This window comes from Pseudomonas sp. R3.Fl (assembly GCF_023516765.1).
Taxonomy (GTDB): Bacteria; Pseudomonadota; Gammaproteobacteria; order Pseudomonadales; family Pseudomonadaceae; genus Pseudomonas; species Pseudomonas citronellolis.
Genome location: NZ_JAMGSO010000001.1, coordinates 1,765,938 through 1,780,412 on the forward strand (window position 1 = coordinate 1,765,938; position 14,475 = coordinate 1,780,412).

Annotated in this window: 16 protein-coding genes; 10 read left to right on the forward strand and 6 right to left on the reverse strand. The window is 66.8% G+C overall.

Annotation, left to right across the window (positions count from 1 at the left end; translation table 11 throughout):
• Positions 1 to 398: 398 nt before the first annotated feature.
• The 3 genes from M8R19_RS07470 to M8R19_RS07480 all read left to right on the forward strand — a co-directional run bounded on the left by M8R19_RS07470 (position 399) and on the right by M8R19_RS07480 (position 4,559).
• Complete coding sequence (locus M8R19_RS07470) at positions 399 to 1,721, forward strand: OprD family porin (protein WP_249917453.1); 1,323 nt, start codon at positions 399 to 401, stop codon at positions 1,719 to 1,721.
• Positions 1,722 to 1,881: 160 nt separating this feature from the next.
• Entirely contained in the window at positions 1,882 to 3,597 is a 1,716-nt protein-coding gene (locus M8R19_RS07475) for a proline--tRNA ligase (RefSeq protein WP_249917454.1), read from the forward strand.
• 8 nt (positions 3,598 to 3,605) lie between these two features.
• On the forward strand, positions 3,606 to 4,559 hold the full coding sequence (locus M8R19_RS07480) for a hypothetical protein (protein ID WP_074981465.1): 954 nt from the start codon (positions 3,606 to 3,608) through the stop codon (positions 4,557 to 4,559).
• A 19-nt stretch (positions 4,560 to 4,578) separates the two neighbouring features.
• Here M8R19_RS07480 and M8R19_RS07485 read toward each other — a convergent pair whose 3' ends face one another.
• Together M8R19_RS07485 and M8R19_RS07490 are read right to left on the reverse strand one after the other, a co-directional pair.
• Positions 4,579 to 4,854 carry an acylphosphatase gene (locus M8R19_RS07485; RefSeq protein ID WP_074981463.1) on the reverse strand — a complete coding sequence of 92 codons (276 nt, stop codon included), beginning with the start codon at positions 4,852 to 4,854 and terminating at the stop codon, positions 4,579 to 4,581.
• A complete protein-coding gene (locus tag M8R19_RS07490) occupies positions 4,854 to 5,324 on the reverse strand; it encodes a TlpA disulfide reductase family protein (RefSeq protein WP_249917455.1) in 471 nt (156 codons plus the stop codon). The genes M8R19_RS07485 and M8R19_RS07490 overlap by 1 nt, the downstream gene beginning before the upstream one ends.
• A 30-nt stretch (positions 5,325 to 5,354) precedes the next feature.
• Between M8R19_RS07490 and M8R19_RS07495 the strand changes: the two genes are divergently transcribed.
• Together M8R19_RS07495 and M8R19_RS07500 are read left to right on the forward strand one after the other, a co-directional pair.
• A complete protein-coding gene (locus M8R19_RS07495) occupies positions 5,355 to 6,767 on the forward strand; it encodes a PilZ domain-containing protein (protein WP_249917456.1) in 1,413 nt (470 codons plus the stop codon).
• A 174-nt stretch (positions 6,768 to 6,941) separates the two neighbouring features.
• A complete protein-coding gene (locus M8R19_RS07500; protein WP_116423069.1) occupies positions 6,942 to 7,340 on the forward strand; it encodes a hypothetical protein in 399 nt (132 codons plus the stop codon).
• A gap of 3 nt (positions 7,341 to 7,343) precedes the next feature.
• Here the strand turns inward: M8R19_RS07500 and M8R19_RS07505 are convergent, their stop codons facing one another.
• The gene (locus tag M8R19_RS07505) at positions 7,344 to 7,541 is read right to left on the reverse strand and encodes a hypothetical protein (RefSeq protein ID WP_074981608.1); all 198 of its coding nucleotides are present in this window, start codon (positions 7,539 to 7,541) and stop codon (positions 7,344 to 7,346) included.
• 158 nt (positions 7,542 to 7,699) lie between these two features.
• Positions 7,700 to 8,929, reverse strand: coding sequence for a YihY family inner membrane protein (locus M8R19_RS07510; RefSeq protein WP_249917457.1), 1,230 nt, complete (start codon positions 8,927 to 8,929; stop codon positions 7,700 to 7,702).
• Positions 8,930 to 9,042: 113 nt separating this feature from the next.
• Between M8R19_RS07510 and arsC the strand changes: the two genes are divergently transcribed.
• The 3 genes from arsC to M8R19_RS07525 are packed head-to-tail and all read left to right on the forward strand — an operon-like array spanning position 9,043 to position 10,409.
• Complete coding sequence (gene arsC / locus M8R19_RS07515) at positions 9,043 to 9,396, forward strand: arsenate reductase (glutaredoxin) (protein ID WP_249917458.1); 354 nt, start codon at positions 9,043 to 9,045, stop codon at positions 9,394 to 9,396.
• Positions 9,393 to 9,989 (forward strand): NAD(P)H:quinone oxidoreductase, encoded by a 597-nt coding sequence (wrbA, locus tag M8R19_RS07520; protein WP_249917459.1) that lies wholly within the window; start codon positions 9,393 to 9,395, stop codon positions 9,987 to 9,989. Before arsC ends, wrbA begins: the two co-directional genes overlap by 4 nt.
• Entirely contained in the window at positions 9,990 to 10,409 is a 420-nt protein-coding gene (locus tag M8R19_RS07525) for a DUF2069 domain-containing protein (protein WP_043267557.1), read from the forward strand.
• Between the two features lie 240 nt (positions 10,410 to 10,649).
• Here the strand turns inward: M8R19_RS07525 and hda are convergent, their stop codons facing one another.
• Both hda and M8R19_RS07535 read right to left on the reverse strand, forming a co-directional pair.
• A complete protein-coding gene (gene hda, locus M8R19_RS07530) occupies positions 10,650 to 11,357 on the reverse strand; it encodes a DnaA regulatory inactivator Hda (RefSeq protein ID WP_009616904.1) in 708 nt (235 codons plus the stop codon).
• Positions 11,358 to 11,501: 144 nt separating this feature from the next.
• Positions 11,502 to 12,542 (reverse strand): DUF2066 domain-containing protein, encoded by a 1,041-nt coding sequence (locus M8R19_RS07535; RefSeq protein ID WP_249917460.1) that lies wholly within the window; start codon positions 12,540 to 12,542, stop codon positions 11,502 to 11,504.
• Positions 12,543 to 12,757: 215 nt separating this feature from the next.
• Here M8R19_RS07535 and purM point away from each other — a divergent pair, with 215 nt between their 5' ends.
• Both purM and purN read left to right on the forward strand, forming a co-directional pair.
• Positions 12,758 to 13,819 (forward strand): phosphoribosylformylglycinamidine cyclo-ligase, encoded by a 1,062-nt coding sequence (gene purM / locus M8R19_RS07540; protein WP_074981451.1) that lies wholly within the window; start codon positions 12,758 to 12,760, stop codon positions 13,817 to 13,819.
• The gene (purN, locus tag M8R19_RS07545; protein WP_249917461.1) at positions 13,819 to 14,469 is read left to right on the forward strand and encodes a phosphoribosylglycinamide formyltransferase; all 651 of its coding nucleotides are present in this window, start codon (positions 13,819 to 13,821) and stop codon (positions 14,467 to 14,469) included. The genes purM and purN overlap by 1 nt, the downstream gene beginning before the upstream one ends.
• Positions 14,470 to 14,475: the final 6 nt, after the last annotated feature.

Below are 14,475 nucleotides of genomic sequence, written 5' to 3' on the forward strand. Positions count from 1 at the left end.
ACACCGTGCAGCATCCGGAGCGATGGCGAAATCTTCGAGGGAGCGAATCGGGTTTTGAGCACGGATGTTGCTAGATGCTCGCCACCAGGAAGAACAACAAAAGCGCGGATCGCAACTGAGCAAAAAACAACCAGAAGATACGCGACATCACCAAGGGGAAATAAAACAAACAAGCGACTGTCAAGTCGTCGCAAAAGCAGATTCTCAAGATGAGACCTACTTGGAAGCGACACTTGTCATACATGTTTGCGACAGTGCCATAAAGAAACCGTTTGAAGTTTCCGGCAACTATCGCCAAGACAACACGCGTGCTATAAGTTAGCGCCGACAAGAAGAACGAGCCGTCACCGCGGCACATAGTGATGGCAAATAATTTCAAAACCAAAGGAGCAATCACGATGAAAGTGATGAAGTGGAGCGCCATTGCCCTGGCGATTTCTGCAGCCACCTCGCAACTGGCCATGGCCGAAGCCTTCGTCAGCGACCAAGCGGAATCCAAAGGCTTTGTCGAAGACAGCAGCCTGAACTTCCTGGTTCGCAACTACTACTTCAACCGTGACAATAAGAACGGTAACACCGACCAGCGCGACTGGACCCAGGGCTTCCTGGGTAACTTCAGTTCCGGCTTCACCCAAGGCACCGTCGGTTTCGGCGTCGATGCCTTCGGCTACCTGGGCCTGAAACTCGATGGCGGCAGCGGTTATGGCGGCACCGGCAACCTGCCGGTCCACGATGACGGCGACAAGGCCGACGACTACGGCAAGGCCGGCGCAGCCGTCAAAGTCCGTGTTTCCAAGACCGAGCTGAAATTCGGCGACATGCAGCCCACCGCGCCGGTATTCGCCGTTGGCGGCACCCGCCTGCTGCCGCAGACCGCTACCGGCTTCAGCCTGATGAGCAGCGAGATCGCAGGTCTGGACGTCGAGGCAGGTCACTACTACTCTGGTACCGGCCAGACCACCACCAACCGCGATGGTGACATCTGGGCCACCTATGCCGGCATCGACGCCAGCTCCGCCGACTTCGTCGGTGGCAAGTACGCCTTCAACGACAACTTCAGCGCATCGCTGTACGGCGCCAAGCTGGAAGACATCTGGAAGCAGTACTACGTCAACCTGAACTACACCCTGCCGATCGCCGATTCCCAGTCCCTGGGCTTCGACTTCAACTACTACAACACCAAGGATGAAGGCAGCGCGAAGGCTGGTGACATCAGCAACAACACCTTCTCCCTGGCCGCCGCCTACACCCTGAGCGCCCACACCTTCACCCTGGCCTTCCAGAAGGTGAACGGCAACACTCCGTTCGACTACATCGGTATCGGCGACAACAACGAAGCGGCGGACTCGATCTTCCTCGCCAACTCCGTTCAGTACTCCGACTTCAACGGCCCGGGCGAAAAATCCTGGCAGGCTCGCTACGACCTGAACATGGCCGAGTACGGCGTTCCTGGCCTGACCTTCATGACCCGCTACATCAACGGTAAGGACATCGACGGCACCAAGATCGATCCGACCAGCGCCTATGCGGCCTACGGCTACGGCGAAGACGGCAAGCACCACGAAACCGACCTGGAAGCCAAGTACGTCGTCCAGAGCGGCCCGGCGAAGGACCTGTCCTTCCGCATCCGTCAAGCCTGGCACCGTGCCAACAGCGACCAGGCCGAAGGCGACAACAACGAGTTCCGCCTGATCGTCGACTACCCGCTGTCCGTTCTGTAACCAGAGCGACCGCAGGTCAAGGAAAGCCCGGCCCCGCGCCGGGCTTTTCCTTTTCCGCGTTCCGCGGCATCCAGCTCCCCCGGCCGCGCCCTATACGGCGCCAGGCACGCACCGTACAATGCCCGCCTACCTCTGTCTCGCAATCGAATAACGGCCAACCATGCGTACCAGTCAGTACCTGCTGTCCACCCTGAAAGAAACCCCTGCCGATGCCGTGGTGATCAGCCACCAGTTGCTGCTGCGCGCCGGCATGATCCGCAAGCTGGCCTCGGGTCTCTACACCTGGCTGCCGATGGGCCTGCGGGTGCTGCGCAAGGCCGAGACCATCGTCCGCGAGGAAATGAACGCCGCCGGCGCCCTGGAAGTGCTGATGCCGGCCGTGCAGCCCGCCGAGCTGTGGCAGGAGTCCGGCCGCTGGCAGCAGTATGGCCCCGAGCTGCTGCGCCTGAAGGACCGCCACGACCGCGAGTTCTGCGTCGGCCCGACCCATGAAGAGGTCATCACCGATCTGGCGCGCAACGAGCTGTCCAGCTACAAGCAACTGCCGATCAACTTCTACCAGATCCAGACCAAGTTCCGTGACGAGATCCGTCCGCGCTTCGGCCTGATGCGCGGCCGCGAGTTCATCATGAAGGACGCCTACTCCTTCCACCTGAACCAGGAATCGCTGCAGCAGACCTACGACGGCATGTACGCGGCCTACTGCAAGGTCTTCACCCGCCTGGGCCTGGATTTCCGCCCCGTGCAGGCCGACAACGGCTCCATCGGCGGCAGCGGCTCCCACGAATTCCACGTGCTGGCCAACTCCGGCGAGGACGACATCGTCTTCAGCGACAGCTCCGACTACGCCGCCAACATCGAGAAGGCCGAGGCCGTACCGCGTGAAACCGCGCGCGGCGCCGCCACCGAGGAACTGCGCCTGGTCGACACCCCGGACACCAAGACCATCGCCGACCTGGTGGAGAAGTTCGACCTGCCCATCGAGAAGACCATCAAGACCCTGGTGGTCCGCGGCGCCGAGGAAGGCAAGCTGGTCGCCCTGGTGGTTCGCGGCGACCACGAGCTGAACGAGATCAAGGCCGCCAACCAGCCCCTGGTCGCCAGCCCCCTGCAGATGGCCAGCGAAGCCGAGATCAAGGCCGCCATCGGCGCCGCCCCCGGCTCCCTCGGCCCGCTGAACCTGCCGCTGCCCTGCATCGTCGACCGCTCGGTGGCCCTGATGAGCGACTTCGCCATCGGCGCCAACCTCGACGACAAGCACTACTTCGGCGTGAACTGGGAACGCGACCTGCCGCTGCCGGAAGTCGCCGACCTGCGCAACGTCGTCGCCGGCGACCCCAGCCCCGACGGCAAGGGCACCCTGGTGATCCGCCGCGGCATCGAGGTCGGCCACATCTTCCAGCTCGGCACCAAGTACAGCGAGGCGATGGGCCTTTCCGTGCTCAGCGAGCAAGGCAAGCCGGTCACCCTGATCATGGGCTGCTACGGCATCGGCGTCTCCCGCGTGGTCGCCGCCGCCATCGAGCAGAACAACGACGAGCGCGGCATCCTCTGGCCGGCCGCCCTGGCGCCCTTCCAGGTCGCCATCGTGCCGCTGAAGTACGAGACCGAAAGCGTGCGCGAGGCCACCGACAAGCTCTACGCCGAGCTGACCGCCGCCGGCTACGAAGTGCTGCTGGACGACCGCGACAAGAAGACCAGCCCCGGCGTGAAGTTCGCCGACATGGAGCTGATCGGCATCCCGCACCGCATCGTGGTCAGCGACCGCGGCCTGGGCGAAGGCACCCTGGAATACAAGGGCCGTCGCGACAGCGAGTCGCAGAACGTCGCCGTGGCCGATGTAATGGGCTTCCTCAAGGCGAAGATCGGCAACTGAGCAGCGTGATGTCCCGAAGTACCACCCGCCTCAAGGTTGCCGTCCTGTGCGGCAGCCTTGCCTTGAGCGGCTGCGCCAACCAGATGTCGCAGCGCAGCGAACACGAGGAGCGCGTCGAGCGCAAGCTGCTCGACCACAGCCTGCAGATAGACGTCGGCGAGCCCGGCGTCCTGCAACTGCCGCAGCGCCGCGTCCGCGTGCAGGAGCAGAAGACCTTCGAAGTCACCACCTTCGAGGTCACCCGCCGCTACGACCGCTACACGCCCTACCAGGGCTGGCGCGAGTTCTACGAAGTGCCGCTGGGCGCGCTGACCTTCGTCGCCGGCATCGGCGCCAACGTGGTCAACGTGTTCGCCTTGGGCAACCTGCCGGAAAGCGTCACCCGCGGCTGGATCAGCTACGGCATCGACGGCATGAACCCGTTCATGAACGTGCAATCCAACGGCCGCGCCGAGCAGAACCTGGCCAACATCGACGAACAGCGGCGCAACAGGCACACCGAGTATTCCAGCCTGCCCTGGGCCGAGCGCCCGGTGCAGGTGAGCGTCGGCAAGGAGACCCAGGAACTGCTGACCGACCGTCACGGCATCCTGCGCCTGAACCTGCTGGACAGCCCCTTCAGCGACGACGCCGTGTACCGCGCCGGCCGCCTGCAGCTGAGCGTGCGCGATGCCCAGGACAGCGCCCACGCCGAGGCCAGCCTGCTGGTCAGCCCGACGCTGCGGGGCAAGCTGCACGAAGCCCATGCGCTGATCTACGACGACCTTGAAGGCGAAGACGTGCAGCACTGGGTGCACCGCGTCAAGCGCCTGTCCGACCTCGGCCTGGAAGAGGAAGCCAGCGAGCTGGAACAGAGCCTGATCGAGCTGACGCGCAACGATCCGGAGCTGCAGAAGGAATTCCTCCAGCGCCTGCTGAGCGACGCCGGCCGCCTGGCCGCGGACCCCGGCGCCAGCAACTGAGCCCGGGCCGCTGCCGGGCTCAACGCCGCACGATGAAGCCGGTGATGCCCTGGGCCGGCATGTCCTGCAACGCCACGTCCGTCACCCGGGCCTTCTCCGGGCCCTGGTGCAACCACTCGCGCAGCGCGTGGACGGCGCTCTCCTCCCCTTCCATCAGCACCTCGACCCGCCCATCGGGCAGGTTGCGCACCCAGCCGTCGATGCCCAGCCGGTCGGCCTGCTCCTGGGTGCCCTGGCGGTAGTAGACGCCCTGCACGCGTCCACTGACGAAGCCGTGCATGCAGATTCTCGCCATCAGCGCTTCTCCTCCTGCAGGGCCAGCAGGCGTGCCTGTACGCCGCTGGCCGTCTGTTCGCCCAGCATGCGCTCGCGCACCTGGCCCTTGGCGTCGACGATGTAGGTCACCGGCAACGCCTCGCTGCGCGGCAGCTTGAAGCGCGGCGCCGGGTCGTCGGCCAGCACCGTGTAGCGGATCCCCAGGTCTTGCGCGGCCTTGCTCAGCTCGGCGTCACGCAGGCCATCGTAGTTGACCCCCAGCACCCGCACGCCCTTGTCCCGGCTGTCCTGCGCCAGGCGGTTGAGCTCGGGCACTTCCTTGCGGCATGGCACGCACCAGTCGGCCCAGTAATTGATGACTAGCCACTGGCCATCTAGGCTTGCTGTGGGTACCTTCTTTCCATACTGATCGACGCCGTAATCCGCCGAGCAGCCGGCCAGGATCAGGCCGGCCAACAGTCCACTGACAAAACGGAGCCGTACTCCCATGCCTTCAGTCCTCGTGTATGCGGGGTGGTCATGATGCTCTCTGCCCTGCGCCTGGAAGTGCCGGACATTCTCGAAGACAACGGCGACGCGGCGAGCAACCTGTCGGCAGGACTGCTGCAGGCCCGGCGGCTGCCCCTGCACGAAGGCCTGCAGCACTGCCTGGGCGTCCTCTTCAGGCTCAACCGTTGCGCACTGACCTTACTGGAAAGGCAGCGCGCGCTGCAAAGCCTCGCCGAAGAATATCGCCATTACACCCGGCTGATCCGCGCCGAGAAGACGCCGCCGGCCCTCTTCGTGCACCTGTGCGGCGAACTGGCCGCCGGCTTCAAGCGCCTGCTGCTGCAGATACTCAACGGCCACAAGCCCTCGCGCCCGCACCTGGCGTGGTGTCTGTACATGGCCGAGCACTTCCTCGCCCAGGCCCTGCTGCGCCATTACCAGCAGTACCAGCAGCCGCCGGGCTCGCTGTGGCGCGACAGCCACCTGCTGTACTGGATAGGCGAATACCAGCAGTGCCTGGACGAACCCATCGCCGCCGCCTTCGAACCCACCCCGGCCGACACTCTGCGGGGCCTGTACCAGCAATCCCTGCTGCTGGCGCTGAGCAACCCCTTCCACCTCACCGAAGGCGAGGCTCCGCACCTGTTCAGCGCCCTCGCGCCGCTGGCCGGCCTGGCCCGGCTGCAGGACTGGGACGACGAGGAAGAGGAGCAGGAAGGCTACCTGGTCGACCTCGGCGACGACCGCCCGTGCCTGGGCTTCGACCAGAAGCCCGAGGCACCGCCCGAGCAGTTGCGCCGCCTGGAACTGGGCGCGCTGCTGATCGCCCTGCACGACCCGGCGCCGCTGCGCCCGGCGGCCGAGAGCCTGCTGCTGGAACGTGTCCGCCCGCACTGGCTGGGCCACCAACCGCGCCGCCATACGCGCGCCGAGAAACATGCGAGCTGCCAGTTGGTGATCGGCCTGACGGCCATCCAGGCCCACCTGCTGGCCAGCGCCGCCGGCAGTTGCGAGGCGCAGATGGCCGACGCCAGCCCCGGCGGGGCGCGCATCGTCTGCCAGGGCAGCCAGGCACAGCGCCTGCCGGTCGGGCAACTGCTGCTGATCCTCGACAAGCCGGGCTCGCCGATCCTGGCGATGGTGCGCTGGCGCCATCTCAACGGCGACGGCCTGCACCTGGGCCTGCGCTTCCTCAAGGGCCTGCCGCGGCCGGCATGGCTGCGCCGCACACCTGACGCACAGCGTCACCCGGCGGTCCTGCAGAGCACTCCGGAACCGGGCAACGGCTGGTACCACGGCATCTGGCTGCCCCAGGGGCAATTCGTCGAGGGCGAGAACCTCTGGCTGCAGCTGGCCAGCTTCGACAACCAGACCATCCTCCCGCTGCCCGCGGCCAACCTGACCACGCCCCTGGTCAGCCGGCATCCGCTGCGGCTGGGCTGATGATGTCATTTGGGAAACAGGTCACAGCCAGGATCGCTAACACGCACGTTTTGTGGGCCTGTTGCTCCCTATAATGCCGGGGCTTGCGGAAGTTTTCCTTCCGCCAGGCCCTACATCCTGTCAGAACACGCGGGCGCCAAGTACGCCGGCCGAACCCATTCACGGAAGCGACATATGCAGCCCACGGATCAGATCGTCAGCCGGGTGCCCGAACATATAGTGGCCAATGCCAGGCCCCTCGGTACCAGCAACGGTGGGCGGGCTTGCGACTACAACGTCGCCGCCTGGCTGCAGGTGCCGGGCATGGCCCAGTTGCCGGTGACGCTGCTGGCCAGCTACGGCGACGGCGAGCGGCAGCATGAGGTGGTGATCGACCACGGCACCCTCAATGCCAGCGGACGCATACTGCTGTCCGGCATCGCGCGGCTGCCGTATCGCTACAGGATCGACAATCTGCAGATCAGACTGCGTTCGGCGGTGGGACTCTCGCGCCTGACGGTGGAAGAACTCTTCGTCCAGGCGGTGGAACAGATCGCCAGCGACCAGCGGATCAACGCCGGCCAGCTGTCGTAGCACTCAACCCAGCTGGCGGGCGGGTTCGCCGACGGGCTCGGCGGTGCTGGCAGCCTGCTCGTCGAGCGCGGCATGGACGCTGGGCAGCAGAGACTCCGGCCAGCTGCTGAACTGCAGACCGGTGATTCTATTCAGCCGCTCCAGGGCGCTCTGCGGGTCGCGCTGGTGCAGGTGTACAACTTTGTTCAGGTCTTTGTTCATGAAGATGCGGGCCTTCTCGGAACTTCGGGGGAACACCACTGTCCTGAACCGGCTATAGCCAGAAGCGTGCCAAACTTTCGAGGCCCGCGATTCCACGCATTTCTCTCCCCGCACTGCCACCGCCGACATTCCGTTTCGCCCTAAACTGACCTTTTACGTCACCTGGAATGTGACGGACTCAACCATTCTGCAAGACTGCCGCCGAACAGCACCTCGCGCTCCGCCTGATAGCGCTGCAGGGCCTCGCGCAGTGCCGGGTACCAGTCCTCCGCCAGATTGTCCGGCAGCGTCTCCAGGCAAGGCAGCGGCCAGGGGCAGCGGTTGAGCAGGCGATGCAGGCTGTAGCTGCCCAGGTCGCGGCAGAGCACCCAGGTATCGTCGCTGCCGCCCGAGCGGCAGACCATCTGCTCGCGCTCGAGGAAGGCCAGCATCTCCTCCCATTCGTCCTCCGGCAGCATCCAGCCGGCCCGGTGCAGGTGCGCCAGGCGTGTCGCCTCGCCCTGGCGCTGGCGCTCGTAGAACACCCGCAGCACACCCAGCAGCACCAGCAGCCGCGGCAACGCCCTGCGCCGCCACAGGCGCGTCGAGGACAGATTGCAGACCAGCTCGGCGCCGAACAGCACGATCAGCCAGGACAGGTAGATCCACAGCAGGAACAGCGGCACCGTGGCGAAGGCGCCGTAGATCAACTTGTAGCCGGGGAACAGGCCAACGTAGAGGCCGAACAGCGACTTGGCCGCCTCGAACAGGAAAGCCGTCAGGGCGCCGCCGGCCAGGGCGTGCAGCGGCGGCACGCGGGCGTTGGGCACCGCAGCGTAGATGAGGGTGAAGGCCGCCACGCTGAACAGCAACGGCATGAACTTCAGCAGCATGCCGGCGCCGGGCAGGGCATGGGGCCCGGACAGCAACGACAGCGAAGTGACATAGGTAGAAACCGCGAAGCCGGCGCCCAGCAGCAGCGGCCCCAGGCTGAGGATCGCCCAGTACAGCAGGAAGCGCGTCACCCCGCGGCGCGGCTTGCGCACCCGCCAGATCTCGTTGAACACCCGCTCGATGGTCACCAGCATGCTGAACGCGGTGACCGCCAGGAAGGCCACCCCCAGCCAGGTCAGGTGGCGCGCCTGGACGATGAAGGCGCGCAGGTAGGTTTCCACCGCCTCGCCGGTGGACGGCACGAAGTTGTGGAAGATGAACAGCTGGATGCGCTCGCCCATGCCTTCGAAGGCGGGAATGGCCGAGACGATGGCGAAGGTCACGGTCATCATCGGCACCACGGCGAACAGCGTAGTGTAGGTCAGCGCGGCGGCGTGGCTGCTGACGCGGTCGGCGCGGAAACGCTGGAGCAGATAACGCCAGAACTCGATCAGGCTCCGTAGGCGCGGGTGCATGCTGTGTCCTTAAGTCACGGGGCCGCCGGCCCGGCCGAACGCCGAAGGTTCAGCCAACCCTCGGGAGGCGGTTAGAATAGCCGCCACTTTAACGGCCCAGCGAGCCCATGGATATGAGCCAACTGACACTTTTCCACAACCCGCGCTGCTCCAAGTCCCGTGGTGCCCTCGAACTGCTCGAGGCGCGCGGCCTGGCCCCGACCATCGTGCGCTACCTGGAAACGCCGCCCAGCGCCGCCGAACTGCGGGCGCTGCTCGGCAAGCTGGGCATAGGCGCGCGCCAGCTGCTGCGCACCGGCGAAGAGGAATACAAGGCCCTGGGCCTGGACGACCCGCAGCTCAGCGACGCCCAGCTGATCGAGGCCATGGCCGCCCATCCGAAGCTGATCGAACGGCCCATCCTGGTGGCCGGCGACAAGGCGGTGATCGGCCGGCCGCCGGAGAAGGTGCTGGAGATCCTGCCTTGAGCGCGCCCTACATCCTGGTGCTCTACTACAGCCGCCACGGCGCCACCGCCGAGATGGCCCGGCAGATCGCCCGCGGCATCGAGCAGGGCGGCCTGGAGGCGCGCCTGCGCACGGTGCCGGCGGTGTCCACCGAGTGCGAGTCGGTGGCCCCGGACATGCCCGAGGAAGGCGCGCTCTATGCCACCCTCGACGACCTCAAGGACTGCGCCGGCCTGGCCATGGGCAGCCCGACGCGCTTCGGCAACATGGCTGCGCCGCTGAAGTACTTCCTCGACGGCACCAGCAGCCTGTGGCTGACCGGCGCCCTGGTCGGCAAGCCGGCGGCAGTGTTCACCTCCACCGCCAGCCTGCACGGCGGCCAGGAGACCACCCAGCTGTCCATGCTGCTGCCGCTGCTGCACCACGGCATGCTGGTCACCGGCATTCCCTACAGCGAACCGGCCCTGCTGGAGACCCGCGGCGGCGGCACGCCCTATGGCGCCAGCCACTTCGCCGGCGCCGACGGCAAGCGCGCCCTGGACGAACACGAGATCACCCTGTGCCGCGCGCTGGGCAAGCGCCTGGCCGAGGTCGCCGGCAAACTGGAGCGCTGAATGGCCCGCAAGAAGAAACCCCTGCCCTCCCTCGAGCACCTGCGCCCGCGCCTGGCCGCGAGCCGCGCGGTGAGCCTGGGCAGCCTGCTGGGCCTGGTCCTGCTGATCCTCACCTGGGGCCTGCTGTTCACCGACGCCCGCGGCGCGCCGGACTGGGTGCCGAAGGTGTGGACCGCGCTCAAGCTGCTGCCGCTGCTGATCATCGCCCCGGGCATGCTGATCGGCAGCGCCCGCGGCCACGCCTGGGCCTGCTACGTGGTCAACCTGTACTTCATCACCGGCGTGCTCAACACCTTCGAGCCGGGCCAGCGCATCTACGGCTGGGCCGAGGTGCTGCTCAGCGTGAGCCTGTTCTGCGCGGCGCTGCTGTACACCCGCTGGCGCTTCCAGTACGAGCGCAAGCTGGCGGGGGAGGATTAGACCCTGTAGGAGCGCGCCCTGCGCGCGATTCGCGGGCAGGGCCCGCTCCTACAGGTGGGTTCGGAGGCGGACCCATCGTAGGAGCGAGCTTGCTCGCGAACAGATTCCGCTGCGGGGCCCATTCGCGAGCAAGCTCGCTCCTACGAAAAGCACCTCGGCGCAACGTCGTAGGGCGAAGAGCGTACGGCTCCGGATAACTTGCAGCTTATGGCTTGCGGCTTGCAGCTCCCCCAAAGGGGCCTACCAACCCAGGGTTTCCTTGAGGAAGGGGATGGTCAGCTTGCGCTGGGCCTGCAGCGAGGCCTTGTCCAGCTCGTCCAGCAGGTCGAAGAGGAATTCCATGCTGCGCGCGCCGCGGGTGAGGATGAAGCGCCCGACTTCGTCGGTGAGGTGCAGGCCGCGGCGCGAAGCGCGCAGTTGCAGGGCGCGGAGCTTTTCCTCGTCGGTCAGCGGGTGCAGCTGGAAGATCAGCGAGAGGGTCAGCCGCGACTTCAGGTCAGGCAGCTTGACCGGCAGCTCGCGCGGCGGCATCGAGGCCGCCAGCAGCAGGCGCCGGCCGGCGTCGCGCAGGCGGTTGAACAGGTGGAACAGCGCCTCTTCCCACTCCGGCAGGCCGGCCAGGGCCTCGATGTCGTCGAGGCAGACCAGCTCCAGCTGTTCGAGGTCGTCGAAGATCGCCGGGCCGTATTGCACCAGCTCGGCCATCGGTAGGTACACCGAAGTCTCGCCGTACTGCTCGAAGCGCAGGCAGGCCGCCTGCAGCAGGTGGCTGCGCCCCACGCCCTCGACGCCCCACAGGTAGATGAGGCTCTCCGCCCAGCCGGCGTCGCAGTCGCACAGCCGCTCGACATACCCCAGCGCCGCGGCATTGGTGCCGGGGTAGAAGTTGGCGAAGGTGGCATCGTCGCGCAGACGGATGCCCAGGGGGAGCTGCATAGGTTGTTTCATGCCGGGCGGGGCTTTTCTTCGAAAACGCTTACAGTGAAGCCGTACGGATCAAAAGTGTAACCAAATCATCATTTTGGCGCATCCGAAAAGGCGCCGGAGGCGCAGCATACTGCGAATCCGGCGCCAGGCCCACCCACGGCGTCATTACCAGCGGAAGCGCATGACGTTGCTCGGCACCGCGGGCTGCGCCGGCAGCGGCTGGCCGTTGGCGTCCAGCGCCGGCTGGGCCGGCTCGGCCGGGGCCTCCTGCAGGTGCGCCAGACCCAGTTGGGCGCGCAGCTGGTCGGGGCTGGCGTTGAGGCGGTATTGCAGGTTGTCGCCCTGGGCCAGCAGCAGCTTCGCGCCCATCGGGTCGAGCAGTTTCTGCAACTGGGCATAACGTTCGAGGTTGGCGCCCTGCACCTGCAGGGTCAGGGCGCTAGCCGCGCCCGGCGCGCCGACGAAACGCGGCGCCAGGCGCTGGCTGACCGCCAGCATCACGGCATCGGCCAGGGCGTCCGGGCTGTCGCCCTGGGCCTGGCCCTGCTCGCGGGAGTCGCCCAGCCACAGGCGCCATTGCGCCTGCCACTTGCCGCCGTCTTCCTTGGCGTCGACCGCCAGCAGGCCGTCGGCGGAATAGCGCTCGGAGGCGGCGCGCAGCGCGTCGGGCTGCGCGGCGGTGATGTTCTGCGCGGTGCCCACGCCCTGCTCGGAGAGGTCGGCCATCGGCAGCAGCAGCGGCAGGCCGCGGCGCTGGGCGGCGCGATTGAGCGGCGCGGCGCCTTCCTGGCTGTCGCCCACCAGGCTGCTGCCGGCGGCGCTTTCGTTCAGCCACCAGGCCAGCAGGCTCGGGCGGTTGGCGCCCCAGACCGGCAGGCCGGCCTGGCGCAGGGCGTTGTTCACCGAGGTGGGGTCGAAGTCCACCACCAGGGCCAGCGGCGGGCCGTTCTCGTAGCCGTACTGGCTGATCAGTTGCTGCGGGTCCTTGAAGTAGCCGGCCAGCGCGCCGCTCTGGGCGGCGCGGGGGTCGCCGGTCAGGCGCAGCACCAGGGTCTGCAGCGCGCGGGACAGGCCGGCGCTGCGCTCGTCCGGCTGCTGCGAGGCCACCGGCTCATGCACCTGGTAGAGGTTGCCCAGCGCGGCGGCGAAGGACGGCAGGCTGAGCAACGACAGGCAGAGGATCAACAGGCGGGCGGTAAATCGCATGACAGGCTCTCGACGAACGGAATAAGGAAGGGAACGGCACCTGGCAAGCCCTTCCGGAAGGCCTATACCTTAAACAGCCCTCCGGTCAGCGGCAACAGCGCGAGATGGCCGCTGCCGGGCAAGCCTGATAAAATCCCGCGCCTCCCGCGAGGTCGCCGCGAATCCTTCGCGCCGCGGCCGGCAGACGAATCACTCCTTTCTACAGGCCTGGATACATGAGCAGCAAGCAACCCTCGTTGAGCTACAAGGACGCCGGTGTGGACATCGACGCCGGCGAAGCCCTCGTCGAACGCATCAAAGGCGTCGCCAAGCGCACCGCGCGTCCTGAAGTCATGGGCGGCCTGGGCGGCTTCGGCGCGCTCTGCGAGATCCCGGCCGGCTACAAGCAGCCGGTGCTGGTTTCCGGCACCGACGGCGTCGGCACCAAGCTGCGCCTGGCGCTGAACCTGAACAAGCACGACAGCATCGGCCAGGACCTGGTCGCCATGTGCGTCAACGACCTGGTGGTCTGCGGCGCCGAGCCGCTGTTCTTCCTCGACTACTACGCCACCGGCAAGCTCAACGTCGACGTCGCCGCCACCGTGGTGACCGGCATCGGCGCCGGTTGCGAACTGGCCGGCTGCTCGCTGGTCGGCGGTGAAACCGCCGAGATGCCCGGCATGTACGAGGGCGAGGACTACGACCTGGCCGGCTTCTGCGTCGGCGTGGTGGAAAAGGCCGAGATCATCGACGGCTCGAAGGTGGTCGCCGGCGACGCGCTGATTGCCCTGCCCTCCTCCGGCCCGCACTCCAACGGCTATTCGCTGATCCGCAAGATCATCGAAGTCTCCGGCGCCGACATCGAGGCCACCCAGCTCGACGGCAAGCCCCTGGCCGACCTGCTGATGGCGCCGACGCGCATCTACGTCAAGCCGCTGCTGCAACTGATCAAGCAGACCGGCGCGGTCAAGGCCATGGCCCACATCACCGGCGGCGGCCTGCTGGACAACATTCCGCGCGTGCTGCCGGACAACGCCCAGGCGGTCATCGATGTGGCCAGCTGGCAGCGCCCGGCGGTATTCGACTGGCTGCAGGAGAAGGGCAACGTCGACGAGCATGAGATGCACCGCGTGCTGAACTGCGGCGTGGGCATGGTCATCTGCGTCGCCCAGGACCAGGTCGAGGCCACCCTCGCCTCCCTGCGCGCTTCCGGCGAGCAGCCCTGGGTCATCGGCCGCATCGACGCCTGCGCTGCAGACGCCGAACGCGTGGTGCTGAACAACCTGAAAGGCCACTGATGTCCCATCCTTGCAATGTCGTGGTGCTGATTTCCGGCTCCGGCAGCAATCTGCAAGCACTGATCGACAGCCTGGCCGACGGCGCCACGCCGGCAACCATCCGCGCGGTGATTTCCAACCGAGCGGACGCCTACGGCCTGCAGCGCGCCGCCGCCGCGGGCATCGCCACCGAGGTCCTGGACCACAAGGGCTTCGCCGACCGCGAAGCCTTCGACGCCGAGCTGATCCGCCGCATCGACGCCCACGCCGCGGACCTGGTGGTCCTGGCCGGCTTCATGCGCATCCTCAGCCCGGCCTTCGTGCGCCACTACCACGGCCGCCTGCTGAACATCCACCCCTCGCTGTTGCCCAAGTACAAGGGCCTGCACACCCACCAGCGGGCGCTGGAGGCCGGTGACGCCGAGCACGGCTGCTCGGTGCATTTCGTCACCGAGGAACTCGATGGCGGCCCTCTGGTCGTACAGGCGGCAATCCCGGTAGAGTCGCAAGACACGCCGGAGACGCTCGCTGCGCGGGTGCACGCGCAGGAGCACCTGATCTACCCGCTGGCCATGCGCTGGTTCGCCGAAGGCCGTTTGCGCCTGGGCGAGCGAGGCGCCATGCTGGATGGCCAGGCGTTGCCGGCCACCGGCTACCCGTTCCGAACCTAGGAGATT

What these genes read in the sequence shown, in the direction of transcription:
- M8R19_RS07470 (WP_249917453.1), top strand. Translation starts at nt 399, where the DNA reads ATGAAAGTGATGAAGTGGAGCGCCATTGCCCTGGCGATTTCTGCAGCC.
- M8R19_RS07475 (WP_249917454.1), top strand. Translation starts at nt 1,882, where the DNA reads ATGCGTACCAGTCAGTACCTGCTGTCCACCCTGAAAGAAACCCCTGCC.
- M8R19_RS07480 (WP_074981465.1), top strand. Translation starts at nt 3,606, where the DNA reads ATGTCCCGAAGTACCACCCGCCTCAAGGTTGCCGTCCTGTGCGGCAGC.
- M8R19_RS07485 (WP_074981463.1), bottom strand. Translation starts at nt 4,854, where the DNA reads ATGGCGAGAATCTGCATGCACGGCTTCGTCAGTGGACGCGTGCAGGGC.
- M8R19_RS07490 (WP_249917455.1), bottom strand. Translation starts at nt 5,324, where the DNA reads ATGGGAGTACGGCTCCGTTTTGTCAGTGGACTGTTGGCCGGCCTGATC.
- M8R19_RS07495 (WP_249917456.1), top strand. Translation starts at nt 5,355, where the DNA reads ATGATGCTCTCTGCCCTGCGCCTGGAAGTGCCGGACATTCTCGAAGAC.
- M8R19_RS07500 (WP_116423069.1), top strand. Translation starts at nt 6,942, where the DNA reads ATGCAGCCCACGGATCAGATCGTCAGCCGGGTGCCCGAACATATAGTG.
- M8R19_RS07505 (WP_074981608.1), bottom strand. Translation starts at nt 7,541, where the DNA reads ATGAACAAAGACCTGAACAAAGTTGTACACCTGCACCAGCGCGACCCG.
- M8R19_RS07510 (WP_249917457.1), bottom strand. Translation starts at nt 8,929, where the DNA reads ATGCACCCGCGCCTACGGAGCCTGATCGAGTTCTGGCGTTATCTGCTC.
- arsC (WP_249917458.1), top strand. Translation starts at nt 9,043, where the DNA reads ATGAGCCAACTGACACTTTTCCACAACCCGCGCTGCTCCAAGTCCCGT.
- M8R19_RS07525 (WP_043267557.1), top strand. Translation starts at nt 9,990, where the DNA reads ATGGCCCGCAAGAAGAAACCCCTGCCCTCCCTCGAGCACCTGCGCCCG.
- hda (WP_009616904.1), bottom strand. Translation starts at nt 11,357, where the DNA reads ATGAAACAACCTATGCAGCTCCCCCTGGGCATCCGTCTGCGCGACGAT.
- M8R19_RS07535 (WP_249917460.1), bottom strand. Translation starts at nt 12,542, where the DNA reads ATGCGATTTACCGCCCGCCTGTTGATCCTCTGCCTGTCGTTGCTCAGC.
- purM (WP_074981451.1), top strand. Translation starts at nt 12,758, where the DNA reads ATGAGCAGCAAGCAACCCTCGTTGAGCTACAAGGACGCCGGTGTGGAC.
- purN (WP_249917461.1), top strand. Translation starts at nt 13,819, where the DNA reads ATGTCCCATCCTTGCAATGTCGTGGTGCTGATTTCCGGCTCCGGCAGC.